Here is an 18,656-nt window from a genome sequence, read left to right on the forward strand (position 1 = left end):
TTCGAGATGAGTTATTCGGCGAAATTGCTTTGGGGAGAAGGCCTTTTTCTCAGGCCTCAGCATTTCCAGCAACAGGACGCTTATCACGAGGCGCGCGTTTTCGAATCGATACGCGCCATTCAACCGTACAACTGGGGCGTACGCTCGGTGCGCTTCGATCCCGATTCGCTCAACAACAAGTCGTTGCGAATCGCGGAGCTCTCGCTCATCTTCCCGGACGGCACGCTTTATACGGCCCCGCAGGCAGACGAGTTGCCCGAATCGATCTCGCTCGATACGCTGCCCGACGGCGTCAGCGAGTTCGTCTTCTATCTCGCGCTGCATCCGTTGCGCGACACGGGCAACCACGATTCCGGCGAAACGAACGGCGGCTTCGGGTCGCGCTACGCGAGCAAGCAGTTGCCGGTAGCCGACCAGTTCACCGATGCGGCCACGGCCAATCTCACGTTCCTCAAGACGCGCGTCAAACTGATCGGCCACAACGAACCGCGCGCTCAACTGATCGCGGTGCCGATCGCGCGCGTGAAGCGCACGGCGGCTTCGGGCTTCGAGCTCGACGAGACCTTCGTGCCGCCGACGCTTGCCATCGAAGCATCGCCCGTGCTGCACCAGTGCTTGCGTCAGCTCATCGATGCACTGCAAGCGAAGGTGAGCGCGCTTTACGGGTTTCATCGCGAGCCGACGAAGAACATCATCGAGTTCCGCTCGGGCGACATCGCCTCGTTCTGGCTGCTGCATACCGCGAATGCGGCGGTTGCATCGCTCGTGCACTTGCTGCAGCACGCATCGCTGCACCCGGAGCGGCTCTTTCAGGAGCTGCTGCGACTTGCCGGTCAATTGATGACGTTTTCCAAACGCTATTCGCTCACCGATCTGCCCGCGTATCGACATGACGATCCGGGGCCCGCGTTCGAGACGCTCGACACCATCGTGCGCGACTTGCTCGAGACCGTGATTTCGACGCGCCATTTCGCGATCGCGCTCGAAGAGGTCCGCCCTTCGTTTCATATCGGCCGGCTCGATTCGGGCAAGATCGACGAGAAGACCACCTTCTTCATCGCCGTCTCGGCGGACATGGCACCTGTCGAACTCGTCGAGGCCGTCCCCGCGCGCTTCAAGGTCGGCGCGCCTGACGACGTCGATAAGCTCGTGCTCTCCGCGATGCCCGGCGTGAAGCTCGTCTACACGCCGCAAGTGCCGCCCGCCGTGCCGGTACGCCCCGGTGCATGCTACTTCTCGCTGGACGCGCGGGGCACGCTATACGAGCGCATGCTGCAGGCACAGTCGGCGATGATCTATACGCCGTCGGGCATCAACGATCTCAAACTCGAACTCATTGCGGTGACATCGTGACCGAAGTCCCTTCCCTTTTCGGCGGCAGCGCACCGCCGGCGACGTCCGCGTCGAGCACCGAGACCGGCGCCCAGGCGCGCTCGCTGCGCGATTTGCTCTATGACGGCTTTTTCATGCTGTTTCTGCTCAAGCAAGGGCGCGAGCCAGGCGACGCGACAGAGTTCAGCTCGCGCGTGCAGTCGTTTCTCGCGGATTTCGAGCGCGGCGCGAAAAAGCTCAATGCACCCGCCGACGATGTCTACGCGGCCAAATTCGCGTTTTGCGCGGCGATCGACGAAGCGGTGCTCGCCTCTTCATTCAAGATTCGTGCGGATTGGGAGCGTCGTCCTTTGCAGCTCGTGCTCTTCGGCGAGCAGCTCGCGGGCGAAAAGTTCTTCGATCACCTCGAAGCGTGCCGCGCGCAGGGCGTCGCCCGCCTACAGTCGCTCGAAGTATTCCACATGTGTCTGCTGCTCGGCTTTCAAGGCAAATATTTGCTCGAAGGGCCGGAAAAGCTCGCCTACCTGAGCGCCCGGCTCGGCGACGAAATTGCCCACATGAAGGGCAAGCGCGCGTCGTTCGCGCCGCACTGGCCGCTGCCCGATCAGATCGCGCACCGGCTCAAGCATGAGGTGCCGCTGTGGACCATCGGCGCCGTATTCGCGCTCGTCGCGCTCGGTGCGTATTTCGGACTCCATACGTATTTGCGCGATTCCACGCTCCATACGCTTGCGCCTTACTCGCAGCTCGTCAAGCCTGAGGCCGAATCGGCCAATCTGACGATCTCGCTGCCTTGATCGGCGCTCAGTCGCCGCTCGCGGACGGGTTGCCGTTCGCGGGTGCGCCGAGCCCGTCGAGTACCGATTGCACGCATTCATCGACGCTGAGCTCGCGCAATGCTTGCGCGGGCAGCGTTTCATCGACGGCGCGCCCGAGCGCCGCCAATGCCCTGGGTTTCAAACGAGCCAACACGAGCGTCTGAGCGCGCGAGCGCAACTCGGCGGCAAAGATGCGCAAGGCCTCGATCGAGGTGCTGTCGACGTCGGGCGACTCCTCCAGGCTCAACATCACAGTATGCGGCGTCGGCACGTAGGCCCCGACACGAGCGCGCGTCTCGCTGAGCACACGTTCGACGTTGGCGAAGAAAAGCGGCACTTCCGGGCGCACGATCACGATGCCATCGATCGGTCGCGCGTCGGCGTGCGCGGCAATATCGACGAAGTCATGGCTCCCGCGCAGGCGGCCCAGCACGCTCACCACCGGCATCGACAAGCTGCGCAACGTCAGGAACAGGCTCACCGCGATCGCCGCGAGCAGCCCGTGCAACACGCCGAACACGAGCACGGCCGCCAGCGCGGCCATCGCGAGCAAACGATCCCGCTGCCAGACCCAATAAGGCCGGAACACGGCAGGATCGATCGAATGGCTCACCGCGTAGATCACGATGGCGGCGAGCACCGGCTCGGGCGTGCGCGCGAGCTGCGGCAACAGGAACGACACGATGAGCGCGATCACGCATACCGCGGCGAGCCCGGCCAGACGCGTTTGCGCCCCCGCCGCCTCGTTTGCCGAGGTGGCGGAGTAGCCTGCACCGACCGGCATACCCTGCAGCAGACCCGACGCGACATTCGCCGCCCCGAGCGCAAGCAGGTCGCGGTTCGCCGAAACGCTATCGCCATGCTTGAGTGCAAACGTGCGGATCGAGCCATAGGACTCCGCGTAAAGAATCAGCATCAGCGCAAAGGCGAGCTCCACCGTTTCGAGCCATTCGGTGCGCTGAAAGGCGGGCAGCCCGAAATGCACGTTGCGCAAATCGATATCGCCGACGATCGGAATACCCCAGCGATGCCAGTCGATCCAGTAGCCGGCCCCGATGCCGAGCACGATGACGACGAGTGTGGCCGGGATCCGCGCGCGGCGACCGAGCGCGAAGAGAATGGCGAGCGCAACGGCTCCGACGCCGACGCTATGCAGATTCCATTGCGGCGCCTGAACCAGGAGGTCGTAGGCGATGCGAGGCGCATCCGGGAATCGCGACTTCACGCCGACGATGCTGGAAATCTGCTTCAGGGTGATGGTCAACGCGAGGCCGAAGGCGAATCCGCGCAGCACCGGCTTGGCGATGAAATCCGACACGCCGCCCAAGCGCGCGACGCCAGCCAGCAGGAAAAGGCCGCCCGCGGCCGCGACGAGCGCGGCGGCAGCTGCGAGACGGGCGCCCGGCACGGCACTCACCGTCGCTGCGAGTACGGCGGCCGACGACGACGTCGCCGAGACGATCGCGAACCGGCTGCTGCCGAGCGCGGCATAGACGAGCAGCCCAACGAGCAGCGCGACCACGCCCGCCTGCGGAGGCAGATTGGCGAGGCCCGCATAAGCAACGGCTTCGGGCAGTAGCAGACCGGCGATCGACACGCCCGCGAGCGCGTCTTTGGCGAGCCGCAGGGAACGCGGCGGCGCGGCTTCGGGGCTCGCGTAATGGCTCGGGTCCTGAAGATGCGCCGCGGCGGCGTGGCCGGTATCGATGGTCATGGTCGGCAAGGCGTGCGACGCCTTTTTGCTTTAGCTCTTGGCTCTCGTTGACGAACCGTCACACGGCCTTGCCCGCATCGACGCCGCTCAAGGACGTCCGCTTTGCTTGTGCACGACCGGGCCTGCGGTCTTCTTGCGCCACACCTTCCAAAGCGCCGCGAGTGCAAGCGGCACGATCGCGGCGCCGATCCCCACGAGCACGATGATATTCAGGTACTGGCGGATAAACGGGATATTGCCGAAGAAGTACCCGGCGAGCACGAGCAGCAGTACCCAGCTCAAGGCGCCCGCCACGTTGAAGAACTGAAAGCGAGAAACGCTCATACCGGACACGCCGGCGACGAACGGCGCAAACGTGCGTACGACAGGCACGAAGCGCGCCAGCACGATTGTCTTGCCGCCATGCCGCTCGTAGAAATCGTGCGTCTTTTGCAGCGCCGCGCGATCGAGAAAGCGCTCGAGATAGCGAATACGCGTATTGAACACGGCCGGCCCGATCGCACGGCCGATCGCGTAGTTCAGACTATTGCCTCCGACGGCCGCCGTCAGTAGCAGCAGGATGAGCCAGGTGAGGTTCATCTCGCCCGTCGCGCAAAACGCCCCGCCGATGAAAAGCAGCGAGTCGCCCGGCAGGAACGGCAGGATCACGAGCCCGGTCTCGCAGAAGACGATGAAAAACAGCACGGCGTACACCCACGCGCCGTATTGATTGACGAAGTCGCCAAGAAACGCGTCGATGTGCAGCACCAGGCCGACGAAATGAAGCAGCGTATCCAAATGCATCCCTTTGAGAAAAATTCCGCGCGCGACAGCGCAGGCGGCAAAGCGCTCGCGCCATGATACCGAAAGTGCCGCGCCCATCATCGAAACAGCGCATCGCCCGGATGCGCCGCCCGGACCGGCATGGCGCCAATCGCTATAATCGCGGCATGTCCGAATTCCCCGAACCGCCCACGCGCGCCGACAGCACGCCCGCCCGCTCCCTGCGCGCGATCGCCCCGCTGCCCGACCAGTTGATCAGCCAGATTGCGGCCGGTGAAGTGGTCGAGCGGCCGGCCTCCGTCGTCAAAGAGCTGCTGGAGAATGCGCTCGATGCCGGTGCGAAAACGCTGCGCATCGTGCTGGACGCGGGCGGCGTAAAGCGGATTTCGATCGCCGACGACGGCTGCGGCATTCCGGCGGCCGAATTGCCGCTCGCGTTGATGCGTCATGCGACGAGTAAGATTCGATCGCTCGCCGAACTCGAAGCCGTGGCGACGCTCGGTTTTCGCGGCGAGGCGCTCGCTTCGATCGCCTCGGTCGCCGAAACGTTCATTACGAGCCGCACCGCGGACGCACCGCACGCCACGCGTATCGACGCTCAAACGGGCGCATTGTCGCCCGCGGCCGGCGCCGTTGGCACCACCATCGAAATCCGCGAGCTTTACTTCAACACGCCGGCGCGCCGGAAGTTCCTGAAAAGCGAGCAGACCGAACTCGGCCACTGCATCGAAATGATCCGTCGCGCGGCCCTCGCGCGCCCCGACGTGGCGATTTCGGTGCTTCACAACGGGCGCGCGCTCGAACACTGGAACGCGAGCGAGCCGGCCCAGCGTGTCGCGAAGATTCTCGGCGAAGGCTTCGCGCTCGCGCACCTGCCGCTCGACGAGCAGGCCGGACCGCTCGCGCTCTACGGCTGCGCCGGACTGCCGACCGCAAGCCGCGGCCGCGCCGATCAGCAGTACTTTTTCGTCAACGGCCGCTTCGTGCGCGACAAGCTGCTCACGCACGCCGTGCGCGCAGCCTACGAGGACGTGCTGCATGGCGATCGCTATCCGTCTTATGTGCTCTTTCTCGATCTGCCGCCCGAAGCGGTCGATGTGAACGTGCATCCCTCGAAGATCGAGGTGCGCTTTCGCGATTCCCGCGCCGTGCACCAGTTCGTCTTTCACGCGCTGCAGCGAGCGCTGGCGCGGGAAGCGGGCGCCTCGCCGGAAACCACGGCCGGCGGACACGCCACTCACCTCGCGGCCGAGCCGCAGCAGGGGTCGAATTGGCCGGGCTCCGGCGGACTCGCGCCATCGGCACCGGTTGGCGCGACGCCATCGGCCACGGTCCGCTCGGGCACGACCTGGATGCGCGATGCGCGCATGACGCAGGGCAGGCTGCCGGTCGCGCAGCCGTTGGCCCTCTACGATGCGTTGTTCGGGCGCAAGGACATCGAAGCCGGCGGCGCCGATGGGGCCACGCACGCCGTCGGCGGCATGCTCGAAGCCCGCGACAGTGCCGAGCCGCTCTATACCACGCATGCCGGCGCACCCGGAACGGACGACGACCATCCGCTCGGCTATGCGCTGGGCCAGATCCACGGCATCTATGTGCTCGCGCAGAATGCGCGTGGCCTCGTGATCGTCGACATGCATGCAGCTCACGAGCGCATCCTTTACGAGCAATTCAAGCGCGCGCTCACCGAGCGTGCGATCGCGGTGCAGCCGCTCCTGTTGCCGATCTCGATGCCCGCGGACGCCGTCGAAATCGGCACGGTCGAGGAAGAACGCGAGACGCTCGATGCGCTCGGCTTCGACCTCGCGGCGCTCTCCCCCACCACACTCGCCATTCGCGCGGTACCGGCGCTGCTGAAAGACGCGGATTTGCCGGCCCTTGCGCGTGCCGTGCTCGCCGACCTGCAGGCCTACGGCGGCTCGCGCGTACTGACTGAGCGGCAGCACGAGCTGCTTGGCACGCTCGCCTGCCATCACGCGGTGCGTGCGAACCGGCGCCTGACGCTCGACGAGATGAACGCGCTGTTGCGCCAGATGGAGGCGACCGAACGCGCCGACCAATGCAATCACGGGCGCCCCACCTGGTACCAGCTTTCGCTCGCCGATCTCGATCGCCTCTTCATGCGCGGGCAGTGAGCGAGACGGCATGAATCGGCCTGCCATTGCCTGCCTGCTCGGCCCGACGGCATCGGGCAAGACCGCCGCCGCGCTCGCTTGCGCCGAGCGGCTGCCGATCGAGATCGTCAGCGTGGATTCCGCGCTGGTCTATCGCACGCTCGATATCGGCACCGCCAAACCGACACCGGCCGAACGCGCGGCGGTACCCCATCATCTGATCGACATCGTCGAGCCTACCGCCAGTTATTCGGCCGCCGAATTTCGCGCCGACGCATTGCGGCTGATCGACGAGATTCGCTCGCGCGGCCACATTCCGCTCTTCGTCGGCGGCACGATGCTCTATTACCGGGCGCTGGCGCACGGCCTCGACGACCTGCCCGCCGCCGACGCGGACATCCGGGCAGAGCTCGAAGCGCAGGCTGCCCGCGCGGGCTGGCCGGCTTTGCATGCCCGGCTTGCCGCGGTCGACCCCGTCACGGCCGCAAGGCTCGCGCCGAACGATGCGCAGCGGATTCAGCGCGCACTGGAGATCTATCTCGTTGCGGGACAGCCGATGTCGACACTGCTCGCCTCGGCGGCGGGAAGCCGCGAAGCGTCGCCGTACCGGTTCGTGCCGATCGCGCTGGAGCCGTCGGACCGCGGCGCGCTCCATGCGCGCATCGCGCGGCGCTTCGATGCGATGCTGGCGGCCGGATTCATCGATGAAGTGGCCGCGTTGCGCGCGCGCGGAGATCTCGATCCGTCGATGCCTTCGATGCGCTGCGTCGGCTACCGGCAGGCCTGGGAATACCTCGATGGAACGATCGATTCGGTCACGATGCGCGACAAAGCGATCTTTGCGACACGGCAGTTGTGCAAACGGCAACTGACCTGGCTGCGCGCGATGACGGAGCGCATCGTCATCGATTGCTGCGCGGACTCGGCCACGCACGACGCCGTCGAAGCGATAGAACGCGCGCTCGATACGCGCTGAGCGAAAAAAAACCGCTCGAGCATAGGCCGAGCGGCTTTTTCGATGCGGCCCGCCCGTCGCGCGAACGCGAACGACGGCGCTTGCGAGCCCTTTACACGACGATCGTCTGCGCTTCGCCTTCGGCCCGCGCACGCACGACGCCGATTTTCCAGACGGCTTCGCCGGCTGCGCCGAGCTGTCGGATCGCCTCGTCGGCGTCCGCCGCCGCCACGATGACGGCCATGCCGATCCCGCAATTGAAGACGCGATGCATTTCCGCATCGGCCACGCCCCCGTGCTGCTGCAACCACGAAAAGAGCGGCGGCATCGGCCACGCGCCGTTGCGAAGTTCAGCCGTCAGGTGCTCGCCGAGCACGCGCGGAATGTTCTCGACGAGACCGCCGCCCGTGATGTGCGCCATGCCTTTGACCGCGATGTTCTGCATCAACGCGAGCAGCGGCTTGACGTAGATGCGCGTGGGCGCCATCAACGTGTCGGCCAGCGAGCGGCCATGAAAATCCGCCGAAAGATCAGGGTTGGCGCGCTCGATGATCTTGCGCACGAGCGAAAACCCGTTGGAATGAATCCCGCTCGACGCGAGCCCGAGCACCACGTCGCCCGCGGCGATCGTGCTGCCGTCGATGATCTTGCTCTTTTCGACCGCGCCGACCGCAAAACCGGCCAGATCGTATTCGCCATCGGGGTACATGCCCGGCATTTCAGCAGTCTCGCCGCCGATCAGCGCACAGCCCGCAAGCTCGCAGCCCTGGGCGATACCCTTCACGACCGTGGCCGCGGTGCCCACATCGAGCTTGCCGCAGGCGAAGTAATCGAGGAAGAAAAGCGGCTCGGCGCCTTGCACGAGGATGTCGTTGACGCTCATCGCGACGAGATCCTGACCGACCGTGTCGTGCTTGTTCAGATGAAACGCGAGCTTGAGCTTCGTTCCGACGCCGTCCGTGCCGGATACGAGCACGGGCTCGCGGTATTTCTTCGGCACCTCGAAAAGCGCGCCGAAACCGCCGATGCCGCCCAGCACGCCGTCGCGCAGCGTCCTCTTCGCAAACGGCTTGATTGCGTCGACGAGCGCGTCGCCCGCGTCGATATCGACGCCCGCATCGCGGTACGACAGACCCTGAGCCGGATGCTGCCCATCCGGAGCCGATTTCGGTTGATTCATGGGGGAGTGCGAGAAGGTCGGTAAAATGCGATTTTAACTGATGTCGGCTTCGATTCCGTGCTACTCGTCGGCAGGCCGTCCCGAACCGCTCGCCGACCCACCAGGAAACGCTTTTGTCGCAGAACTCTCCGCTTCTCACGCCTTATCAGCGCCAGGCCCTTTTCTGGGGTGCCGTCGCACTCGGCCTCGGCATGCTCCTGTGGCTGCTGCGCCCCGTGCTCACCCCGTTTTTGCTCGGCGCGATCCTCGCCTACATCCTGCAACCCGGAGTGGGATGGCTCGTGCGCAAGCGCGTGCCGCGCGGGCTCGCCGCGCTCGTGATGATGCTGTTTTTCGCGCTGCTCGTGACGCTGCTGGTGCTGCTCGTGTTCGCCGTCGTGCGGCGCGAAGGCCCGCAACTGCAACAGCAGATCCCGGGGCTCATCGCGCGGCTGCACGATTGGGCTCAGCCGAAACTCGCGTTCCTCGGCTTTGGCGACGTCTTCGATTTCTCGAGCCTGCGCGACATGCTGACAGGTCAGATCGAAGGCAGCGCGCAGGCCGTCGCGCTGGCGGTCTGGAAATCGGTGCGCACCAGCAGCAACGTGATGATCACGGTGGTGGGCGACCTCGTCATGGTGCCGCTCGTGCTCTTTTACCTGCTGTACGACTGGAACATGATGCTTGCGCGCGTCGCCTCGTTCGTGCCGCGGCGCTGGCTCGCGAAAACCACCGAGCTCGTCATCGAGATGGACGGCACGCTTTCGCAATATCTGCGCGGCCAGTTGCTCGTGATGGGCATCCTCGCCATCTATTACGCCGCCGCGCTCAGCGTCGCCCGCTTCGAAATCGCGCTGCCGGTCGGCGTATTCACCGGCCTTGCCGTCTTCATTCCCTACGTGGGCTTCGCGACAGGGCTCATCCTCGCGCTGCTCGCCGCGCTGCTGCAGTTCGGCGACTGGTACGGCTTCGCGGCGGTGGCCGTCGTCTACGGCATCGGCCAGATTCTCGAAAGCTTCATTCTGACGCCGCGGCTCGTCGGCGAGCGCATCGGCCTGCATCCGCTCGCCGTGATCTTCGCGCTGCTCGCATTCGGCCAGTTGTTCGGCTTTTTCGGGGTGCTGCTCGCCCTGCCCGTCAGTGCCATCCTCTCGACTGCGCTGCGCGAAGTGCGCCGCGGCTACCTGGCAAGCGGGCTTTACAAGAACTGACCGTGACCGTGCTGCGCCAACTGACGCTCGATCTGGGCACGCCGCCGCCCTCGACATTCGACAATTTTTTCGCCGGGACCAACGCGGAGCTCGTCACGCGGCTCGCCGAGCTCGACGGCGCGCTCGCGGCCGGCCCGGTGGCCGACCGCACGCTCTACATCTGGGGCGAGCCGGGCAGCGGGCGCAGCCATCTGCTGGCAGCGCTCGTGCATAGCACGGGGCCCCAACGCGCCCGCTTCGTCGGCCCGCAAAGCGCGCTCGCGGCATTCTCGTTCGACGCGCGCGTGCCGATCTATGCGATCGACGACTGCGATAAGCTCTCGAGCGCGCAACAAGTCGCCCTGTTCAACCTCTTCAACGAGGTGCGCGCGCAGCCGTCGGCGGCGCTCGTCGCCACCGGCAATGCCGCGCCGATCGCGCTGGCCGTGCGCGAGGATCTGCGTACCCGGCTCGGCTGGGGGCTGGTCTTTCACCTCGCTCCCCTGCCGGACGACCGCAAAGCCGCCGTGCTCAGGCAAGCGGCCAGGGAGCGAGGCATTGCGCTAGCCGAGGACGTCCCGAGCTATCTGCTCACGCACTTTCGCCGCGACATGCCGAGTCTGATGGCATTGCTCGATGCGCTCGACCGCTTCTCGCTCGAGCAAAAGCGCGCCGTCACGCTGCCGCTGTTGCGCACCATGCTCGCTCAGCCGGCCGCCTGGCAGGGCGCGCAGGACGTGGACGCGAGCCCGTCCGAACGATCGGCGGATGCGCCGCCCGGCGCTCAGGCCACTGGCCCGCGCCGGTTCAAGTAAAATGCGCCCTCATGACCCATCTCGCACTTTTCGACCTCGACCACACGCTCATCCCGACCGACAGCGACCACGAATGGGGCCGCTTCATGGTCAAGCTGGGCATTGTCGACTCCGAGCGCTTCATGCATGACGTCGATCGCTTCTACGCCGACTACAAGGCTGGCCAGCTCGACATCCATGCGTACCTCGAAGCGATGCTCACGCCGCTTGCCAAGTATTCGCGCGAGCAACTGGCGGCCTGGCACGAGCAGTTCATGCACGAAGTCATCCGGCCCGCACTGGTTCCGGTCGCGCTCGAACTCGTGCGCAGCCATCAGGACAAGGGCGACCTCTGCTGCATCGTCACGGCGACGAACGAATTCATCACGCGGCCGATCGCCGACGCGTTCGGCGTCGAAATGCTGATCGCCTGCGAAGTCGAAACCGTCGACGGCCAGCCCGGGTCGGCGTTCACAGGCCGAGGCGCCGGCACGCCGAGCTACCGCGAAGGGAAGATCGTGCGCGTGGAGTCATGGCTGGCGTCGCTCGGCAAAACGCTTGCCGGGTTCGAGCGCAGCTACTTTTACAGCGATTCGCATAACGATATTCCGCTGCTGGAGAAAGTCACCGATCCGATCGCGACCAATCCCGACGCAACGCTGCGCGCGCACGCCGAAGCGAAAGGCTGGCGCATCCTCGATCTTTTTGAACCGTCGTGATCAAGAAACTCATCCGCAAACTGCTGGGCCACGACTCGCCCGCGCCCGTCGACGCACCCGAGGCCGCTCGGTCGCACCAGGATTCGCCGCCGCTCGACGAGAACGAATCACGTCCCGCGAAACCGCGCCGCAAGCCTGCGCGCGCAGGCGGCAAGAGTGCGCCGCCCGAGCCCGACGTTCCCGTCATTCTGTCCTCGGACATTCACGGCATCGATCCGACGCTGATCTCGCGCAACGCGGTTCGCGTCACCGATACGCTGCAGCAGGCCGGCTACCGCGCATTCATCGTCGGCGGAGCCGTCCGCGATCTGCTGCTTGGCATTGCGCCGAAAGATTTCGATGTCGCGACGGACGCGACGCCCGAAGAAGTCCAGAAGCTTTTTCGCCGCGCGCGGCTGATCGGGCGGCGCTTTCAGATCGTTCATGTCCAGTTCGGACAGGAAATCATCGAAGTCTCGACGTTCCGGGCGCTCGTCGACACACCGCAGGACGCGCCGCAAGCGGCGCCCGCGGGCGGCGCGCCGGGCAGACGGTCTCGACGCGACGAACTCGATCGGCGTACGCACGCCGTCGATGCCAGCGGACGCGTACTGCGCGACAACGTCTGGGGCGAGCAGCACGAGGATGCGACGCGGCGCGATTTCACGATCAACGCGATGTACTACGATCCGGCGACGCAAACGGTGCTCGACTATCACAACGGGATGGCCGATGTCCGGGCGCGCATGCTGCGGATGATCGGCGATCCGGCGACGCGCTATCGCGAGGATCCTGTCCGGATGCTGCGCGTCGTGCGCTTTGCCGCGAAGCTCGGCTTCGAGATCGACGATGCCACCCGCGCACCGATCACGGCGCTCGCGGATCTCATCCACAACGTCCCGGCCGCCCGGCTGTTCGACGAAATGCTGAAACTGCTGCTGTCGGGCCACGCGCTCGCGTGCCTCCAGCAGTTGCGCAAGGAAGGACTTCACCACGGGCTGCTGCCTTTGCTCGATGTCGTGCTCGAGCAGCCGCACGGCGAATCGTTCGTCACGCTCGCCCTGAACAATACGGACGCACGCGTGCGCGCCGGCAAACCGGTTTCACCCGGCTTTTTATTCGCCACGCTGCTCTGGCACGACATGCAACAGCGCGCACAGCAATTCGAGCGCGACGGCGAATATCCCGTCCCCGCGCTGCATCGCGCCATGGACGATGTGCTCGACAAGCAAACCGAGAAGCTCGCCATCCACAAGCGCTACTCGGCCGACATGCGCGAGATCTGGGGATTGCAGGCGCGCCTGGAAAAACGCTCGGGGCGCAGCGCGCTCAAGCTCATCGAACACCAAAGATTTAGAGCGGGGTATGATTTCCTCCTGCTGCGCTGCGAGTCGGGCGAACTCGATCCGTCGATCGGCCAATGGTGGACGGCCTTCATCGAAGGCGATTCGGCGGCGCGCGAAGCGCTGCTTTCGGAAGGCGGCCGGGAGCGGGCACCGCGCAAGCGCCGGCGCCGCGGCGGCCGCAGCCGCGCCAAGACGGGCGAAGCGGAATCGTCGAGCGATGCGGTCAGTCCCGCCACGCACGACGTGCGCGAGGAGTGACGGGCGCGGCTGTGCGCGTCCGGAGTGGTCAAGTCGTGGAGTCGTAGGAAGCCATGTGATGACGGTTGCTTATCTCGGCCTCGGTGCAAATCTCGGCGATGCCCGGCAGTCCTTGAAGGATGCGGTCGTCTGCCTTGCCCAACAGCACACCATCACCGTGCTCGCCAAGTCGAGCCTGTATCGGACTGGACCGATCGATGCCGAAGGCGACGACTACTACAATCTCGTCGTCAAAGTCGAGACGACGCTCAGTCCCCATGCCCTACTCGCGCTGTGCCACCGCATCGAGCACCAGTTCGGGCGGGAGCGCCCGTTTCACAACGCTCCGCGCACGCTCGATCTCGATATCGTGCTATACGGCGAAGAGCGCATCGACGATACCGATTTGACGATTCCCCACCCGCGCGCCGCCAAACGCGCGTTCGTGCTGGTACCGCTCCTCGAAATCGACCCCGAGCTTGCGATTCCCGGTGTCGGTCCCGCGAAGGCGCTCGTTGCCGCGGTCGCCGATCAGCGCATCGAGAAGGTTCAAACCTGCCGCTGTGCGTTACTCGACAAGCTTGGTATCAAGCGCGAGGCGCCTCCTTCCACCGACAGCGATTGCCGATGACCCATCCCGCCATCACCGTCGAGGCGCCGGATCGCCGCGCGCCGTGCCGCTACCTCGCGATCGAGGGGCCCATCGGAGCAGGCAAGACCTCGCTCGCGGAACGACTCGTCGAGCGCTGGTCGATGCGGCCTCTTTTCGAACGCGCCAACGAGAATCCCTTTCTCGCGCGGTTTTATGGCGATATGGCGCGCTATGCGCTGCCTACGCAGTTGCACTTCGCACTGCAGCGCATCGACGAAGCGCGTGAAGCAGCCGAAGCGCTCGCCAACGGCGCGTCGCTCGTCGCGGACTACATCGCGCAAAAGAACGATATCTTCGCCCGCATCACGCTCGATGACGAGGAGTGGCGTCTTTATCGAAAGCTGGCAGGCCATCTCGACGCCGTAGCGCCCGTACCCGATCTCGTCGTCTATCTTCAAGCGAGCCCCGCGACGCTCCTGCAGCGCGTTCAAAAGCGCGCCCGGCCCGAGGAAGCGCCGATGTCCGAGGCATATTTACGCAAACTTGCCGAAGCTTACGACCAATTCTTCTATCACTTCGATGCCTGCCCGGTGTTGACCGTCAATACCGAGCATTTGAATCCGCTCGAGTCGGCAGCGGATCTCGAACTCGTCGTCGAGCGCATCGAAACGATGCGCGGCCGCAAGGCGAGCTTCGTCAAAGCACAGTGAGCAGCCCGGCCACGATCTGGCCGGGCGCTTTCCACTCTCTTTCCGGGAACGGGACATCCGATGACCTACCTGCAGGAAACCAGCCGGCCCAAGGTGACCGTGCCGAAGCTCCAGGCGATGCGCGACGCGGGCGAAAAAATCGCGATGCTGACCTGCTATGACGCGAGCTTCGCGTCCCTGCTCGATCGCTCGGGCGTCGATGTGCTCTTGATCGGCGATTCGCTCGGCAATGTACTGCAAGGACATACGACGACGCTGCCCGTCACGCTCGAGGACATCGCCTACCACACGAGCTGCGTCGCACGCGTCGATCCGCGCGCGCTCGTGGTGGCCGATCTGCCTTTCGGCAGCTACGGTACGCCGGCCGAGGCGTTTGCCAGTTCGGTCAAAATCATGCGCGCCGGCGCGCAGATGGTGAAGCTCGAAGGCGGCGAATGGCTCGCCGATACGGTGCGCTATCTCGTCGAACGATCCGTGCCCGTCTGCGCGCATGTGGGGCTCACGCCGCAATCGGTGCATGCGTTCGGCGGTTTCAAGGTACAGGGAAAGACCGACGCCGCTGCCGCGCAGCTCGTGAGCGATGCCCGAGCGGTTCAGGATGCCGGCGCGCAGTTGATCGTGCTGGAAGCCATTCCCTCCGCGGTGGCCTCGGGCGTGACGAACGAATTGCGGATTCCGACGATCGGCATCGGCGCGGGGCTCGACTGCTCGGGGCAGGTGCTCGTCCTTCACGACATGCTCGGTATCTATCCGGGCAAGCGGCCGCGCTTCGTCAAGGACTTCATGGCCGGCGCGCCGAGCATCGCGGCAGGGATCGAGGCCTATGTGAAGGCCGTCAAGGATGGGACGTTCCCGAGCCCCGAACACGAGTTTTGAGCCTCACCGAGGCCCGGCTTCGTTCTGCTGTACCGGTACGATCCGCGCGGGCAGCGCGCCACGCAAGGCATTGCATATCAGCAACGCTTCGGCGGCGTGAAGCTCGCGCAAGGTCAGCTCCCGCTCCGCGGCGCCAAACGCGCGATCGTCGAGCAGTACCGCGCGCATCACCCCGGGCAGCACACCCGCGGAAAGGGGCGGCGTCCACCAGCGGCCCTCGAGCTTGACGAAGACGTTCGAGCGGCCGCCCTCGGTCAACTCGCCGCGCTCGTTGAAAAAGAGCGTGTCGAACGCACCATTCGCTTCGGCCTCGCGCCAGCCGCGATCGTATTCGGCGCGACGCGTCGTCTTGTGCCGTAACAGCCAGTCGTTCGAGCGCATCGGCGCAAATCCGTGCTCGGGAGCCAGCAGCACGCCAACGAACGACCCCTCCGCCTCATCGCCTTTTGCCGGTCCGCCGAGCGTCACGACCGGAACGAGCGGCGCAGTCACGATGACGGCCCGCCCCTCCTTCGATAACGCAAGCCGGAAACGATGTTCGCCGCCGGCGCTCAAATGCGCGCAACGCTCGGCGATCTGCTCGCGCAGTGCCGACTCCTCGAAAGCAAAACCGAGCTCGGCCGCGCTGGCTGCAAGACGTGCGAGATGGCGGTCGAGATGCGCCACGCCCGCCTCGCGCGAAGCCCGCATCGTTTCGAACAGCTCGAAGCCCGGATCGGCGCCGGTCAGGAATTTCGCCTTCAGCCGGCACTCCGCCAGTTCGTCGGCCGCGACGCTGTCGAGCACGATCCCGCCGCCCACGCCCATCGTTCCGGCGCGCAACCCCGTTGCTTCGTCCGGCGCGTCGAGTGTCAAAGTGCGGATCGTCACGGACAGGCAGAAGTCGCCGCACGGATGCGGCGCGTCCGGAGTGCTATCGGAAGGGGCGTCGTACCAACCGATCGTTCCGGTATAAAGCCCCCGCGGCGTGGTCTCGATCTCGTCGATGAGTTCCATCGTCCGGTGTTTGGGCGCACCCGTGATCGAGCCGCAGGGGAAAAGCGCCCGCATGATGTCGGCAAAAGAGGCGCCGTCGATCAGATCGGCCTCGATCGTCGACGTCATCGCCCAAATCGACGGATACGGTTCGATCGAGAACAACGCCGGCACCTGCACCGAGCCGATCTTCGCCACACGCGAGACGTCGTTGCGCAGCAAGTCGACGATCATCAGGTTCTCGGCGCGGTTTTTCGGATCGCTGCGCAGGAACGCTTCGGCGCGTGCATCCTGCTCGGGCGTGCGGCCCCGCGCCGTCGTTCCTTTCATCGGGCGCGTGCGCAACCGCGCGCCGGTCTTTTCGATGAAGAGTTCCGGCGAGCACGAAACGATCCACCGATCCGCCGGCAGCGCGATGAGTGCGCCGAAATGTACGGGCTGTCTGGCGCGTAGCCGCCGGTACAGCCCGAGCGGCGAGCCGAACACATCGAACTTCAGTCGATAGGTGTAGTTGATCTGGTAGGACTCGCCCGCGCGCAATGCCTCGTGAACGGCGGCAATCGCCGCATCGAATTCGTCGGGCGTCACGCTTTCCGCAACATGGGCCGTACCCGCCACCGATGGGTCGATGCCGGTATCTTGCGAGAACGCGGCGCCATCCAGGCGATCGCGCTCGGCAAGCCAAGCGTCGACTTCGTCGCGCGTGAGCTTCTCGCATCGCTCGAACAATAAAAAACGCAGCGAGCCTGAGCCGCGCTGCGTCGAATGGGTTCGCGCGAGATGCAGGTCGCGCCCGAATTCGTAATCGCCGAGAACGAGCGCATGAAGCCCGCCGCGCACATCGGCCGCGGCGGCAGCGCACACTTCGTCGAGCTTTGAAGCCTCACGCGCTACGTGCTCGCGCACGAAGCGCGTGTACAAACGGCTCGAACGGCGCGCCGCGCTCGCGTCGCAATCGTCGAGCAGCGCGAATACCGTGCCGCGTTCGTCAACATTCATCGTTCATACCCGCAGCAACGGACTGCCCGGCGCCTCTCGCTCGAGGTCAATCGAAAAAGCTTTTTACCTTGTCGAACCAGCTTTTGCTCTGGGGACTATGGCGCGGCCCGCCCTCCACGAGCGATTTCTCGAACTGCTTGAGCAGTTCGCGCTGCGTGTCGGTCAGCTTCACGGGCGTTTCCACCTGCACATGGACGTATAGATCCCCAGCCACGCTCGAACGCAGGCCTTTGATGCCCTTGCCGCGCAACCGGAACGTCCGGCCCGATTGCGTCCCCTCGGGCACCGTGAAGCTCGCGCGGCCTGCAAGCGTAGGCACTTCGATCTCGCCGCCCAGCGCCGCCGTCGTGAACGGGATCGGCATCTGGCAGTGCAGATCGTCGCCTTCGCGCTCGAAGACCGAATGCGGCTTGATATGGATCTCGACGTACAAGTCGCCCGGCGGACCGCCGTTGACACCCGGCTCGCCGTTGCCCGACGAGCGAATACGCATGCCGTCGTCGATCCCCGCCGGAATCTTCACTTCGAGCGTCTTCGTTTCCTTCACCTTGCCGGCGCCGTGGCAGTTCGTGCAGGGATCGGGGACGTAGGTCCCGCTGCCGTGGCACTTCGGGCAAGTCTGCTGGATGCTGAAAAAGCCCTGCGACATGCGCACCGCGCCCGCTCCATGACAGGTCGGGCAGGTTTCGGGCTTCGTGCCGGGTTTCGCCCCGGAACCGTGGCAGACCTCGCAGCCCACCCACGTCGGTACGCGGATCTGTGTCTCGCAACCGTGCGCCGCCTGCTCCAGCGTGACTTCCATGCTGTAACGCAGATCGGCGCCGCGATAGACCTGCGGGCCCGCGCGACGGCCGCCACCGCCGGCCGCCTGACCGAAGATGTCGCCAAAGATGTCGCCGAACGCATCGGCGAAGCCGCCAAAGCCGTGCGCACCGGCGCCCGCCATGTTCGGATCGACGCCTGCGTGACCGTACTGGTCGTACGCCGCACGCTTTTGCGAATCGGAGAGCATTTCGTAGGCCTCTTTCGCCTCCTTGAAGTGCTCTTCCGCATTCTTGTTGTCTGGATTGCGGTCCGGGTGATACTTCATCGCGAGCTTGCGATACGCCTTCTTGATCTCGTCGTCGCTCGCGTTTTTCGCAACGCCCAGAACCTCGTAGTAATCCCGTTTCGCCATCGGCTCACCACCGGCCGCGCAGCGCGCACGACCGCTCCTTTCACATGCTGTGGAGTCTTCCGACTCGTTCGGACATGCCCCTCGCCGGCTACCGCTTCGCAGCCGTCACAAGCACGCCGCCCATAAAGCAAATGTGCCCGGAGAACCCGAAGGTTCGCCAGGCGCGTCACCGGCCGGCCCCCCGAAGGGTACCGGCCGCCGTTTCGGC

16 protein-coding genes are annotated in these 18,656 nt (G+C 65.3%); 11 read left to right on the plus strand and 5 right to left on the minus strand.

What is annotated here, in order from left to right:
* Positions 1–6 precede the first annotated feature (6 nt).
* Together tssK and icmH are read left to right on the plus strand one after the other, a co-directional pair.
* Complete coding sequence (gene tssK / locus VGL01_RS06030; protein WP_331567940.1) at positions 7–1,353, plus strand: type VI secretion system baseplate subunit TssK; 1,347 nt, start codon at positions 7–9, stop codon at positions 1,351–1,353.
* Positions 1,350–2,129, plus strand: a complete 780-nt coding sequence (gene icmH / locus VGL01_RS06035; RefSeq protein ID WP_331567941.1) for a type IVB secretion system protein IcmH/DotU — start codon at positions 1,350–1,352, stop codon at positions 2,127–2,129. Before tssK ends, icmH begins: the two co-directional genes overlap by 4 nt.
* 7 nt (positions 2,130–2,136) lie before the next feature.
* Here icmH and VGL01_RS06040 read toward each other — a convergent pair whose 3' ends face one another.
* Positions 2,137–3,864 (minus strand): SulP family inorganic anion transporter, encoded by a 1,728-nt coding sequence (locus VGL01_RS06040; RefSeq protein ID WP_331568001.1) that lies wholly within the window; start codon positions 3,862–3,864, stop codon positions 2,137–2,139.
* An 87-nt stretch (positions 3,865–3,951) separates the two neighbouring features.
* Positions 3,952–4,647: a DedA family protein gene (locus VGL01_RS06045; protein WP_331567942.1), complete on the minus strand. Its 696-nt coding sequence runs from the start codon at positions 4,645–4,647 to the stop codon at positions 3,952–3,954.
* Between the two features lie 146 nt (positions 4,648–4,793).
* Here VGL01_RS06045 and mutL point away from each other — a divergent pair, with 146 nt between their 5' ends.
* Both mutL and miaA read left to right on the plus strand, forming a co-directional pair.
* Positions 4,794–6,761 carry a DNA mismatch repair endonuclease MutL gene (gene mutL, locus VGL01_RS06050; RefSeq protein WP_331567943.1) on the plus strand — a complete coding sequence of 656 codons (1,968 nt, stop codon included), beginning with the start codon at positions 4,794–4,796 and terminating at the stop codon, positions 6,759–6,761.
* 10 nt (positions 6,762–6,771) lie between these two features.
* Positions 6,772–7,716 (plus strand): tRNA (adenosine(37)-N6)-dimethylallyltransferase MiaA, encoded by a 945-nt coding sequence (miaA, locus tag VGL01_RS06055; protein ID WP_331567944.1) that lies wholly within the window; start codon positions 6,772–6,774, stop codon positions 7,714–7,716.
* Positions 7,717–7,807: 91 nt separating this feature from the next.
* On the opposite strand, the gene purM is transcribed toward miaA, so the two are convergent.
* Positions 7,808–8,875, minus strand: a complete 1,068-nt coding sequence (gene purM / locus VGL01_RS06060) for a phosphoribosylformylglycinamidine cyclo-ligase (protein ID WP_331567945.1) — start codon at positions 8,873–8,875, stop codon at positions 7,808–7,810.
* 113 nt (positions 8,876–8,988) lie between these two features.
* Here purM and VGL01_RS06065 point away from each other — a divergent pair, with 113 nt between their 5' ends.
* The 7 genes from VGL01_RS06065 to panB are packed head-to-tail and all read left to right on the plus strand — an operon-like array spanning position 8,989 to position 15,297.
* Positions 8,989–10,065 (plus strand): AI-2E family transporter, encoded by a 1,077-nt coding sequence (locus VGL01_RS06065; RefSeq protein ID WP_331567946.1) that lies wholly within the window; start codon positions 8,989–8,991, stop codon positions 10,063–10,065.
* Between the two features lie 2 nt (positions 10,066–10,067).
* On the plus strand, positions 10,068–10,859 hold the full coding sequence (gene hda / locus VGL01_RS06070) for a DnaA regulatory inactivator Hda (protein WP_331567947.1): 792 nt from the start codon (positions 10,068–10,070) through the stop codon (positions 10,857–10,859).
* A gap of 11 nt (positions 10,860–10,870) precedes the next feature.
* Positions 10,871–11,557 carry an HAD family hydrolase gene (locus VGL01_RS06075; RefSeq protein ID WP_331567948.1) on the plus strand — a complete coding sequence of 229 codons (687 nt, stop codon included), beginning with the start codon at positions 10,871–10,873 and terminating at the stop codon, positions 11,555–11,557.
* Positions 11,554–13,140, plus strand: a complete 1,587-nt coding sequence (gene pcnB / locus VGL01_RS06080) for a polynucleotide adenylyltransferase PcnB (protein ID WP_331567949.1) — start codon at positions 11,554–11,556, stop codon at positions 13,138–13,140. Before VGL01_RS06075 ends, pcnB begins: the two co-directional genes overlap by 4 nt.
* Positions 13,141–13,198: 58 nt before the next feature.
* The gene (folK, locus tag VGL01_RS06085; RefSeq protein WP_331567950.1) at positions 13,199–13,750 is read left to right on the plus strand and encodes a 2-amino-4-hydroxy-6-hydroxymethyldihydropteridine diphosphokinase; all 552 of its coding nucleotides are present in this window, start codon (positions 13,199–13,201) and stop codon (positions 13,748–13,750) included.
* Positions 13,747–14,421, plus strand: coding sequence for a deoxynucleoside kinase (locus VGL01_RS06090; RefSeq protein WP_331567951.1), 675 nt, complete (start codon positions 13,747–13,749; stop codon positions 14,419–14,421). Before folK ends, VGL01_RS06090 begins: the two co-directional genes overlap by 4 nt.
* A 60-nt stretch (positions 14,422–14,481) precedes the next feature.
* Entirely contained in the window at positions 14,482–15,297 is an 816-nt protein-coding gene (gene panB / locus VGL01_RS06095) for a 3-methyl-2-oxobutanoate hydroxymethyltransferase (RefSeq protein WP_331567952.1), read from the plus strand.
* A gap of 3 nt (positions 15,298–15,300) precedes the next feature.
* Here panB and VGL01_RS06100 read toward each other — a convergent pair whose 3' ends face one another.
* Both VGL01_RS06100 and dnaJ read right to left on the minus strand, forming a co-directional pair.
* On the minus strand, positions 15,301–17,271 hold the full coding sequence (locus VGL01_RS06100) for a bifunctional anthranilate synthase component I family protein/class IV aminotransferase (RefSeq protein ID WP_331567953.1): 1,971 nt from the start codon (positions 17,269–17,271) through the stop codon (positions 15,301–15,303).
* 46 nt (positions 17,272–17,317) lie between these two features.
* Complete coding sequence (gene dnaJ / locus VGL01_RS06105) at positions 17,318–18,448, minus strand: molecular chaperone DnaJ (protein ID WP_331567954.1); 1,131 nt, start codon at positions 18,446–18,448, stop codon at positions 17,318–17,320.
* Positions 18,449–18,656: the final 208 nt, after the last annotated feature.

The sequence above is a fragment of the Trinickia sp. genome (genome assembly GCF_036503415.1).
Classification (GTDB): Bacteria; Pseudomonadota; Gammaproteobacteria; order Burkholderiales; family Burkholderiaceae; genus Trinickia.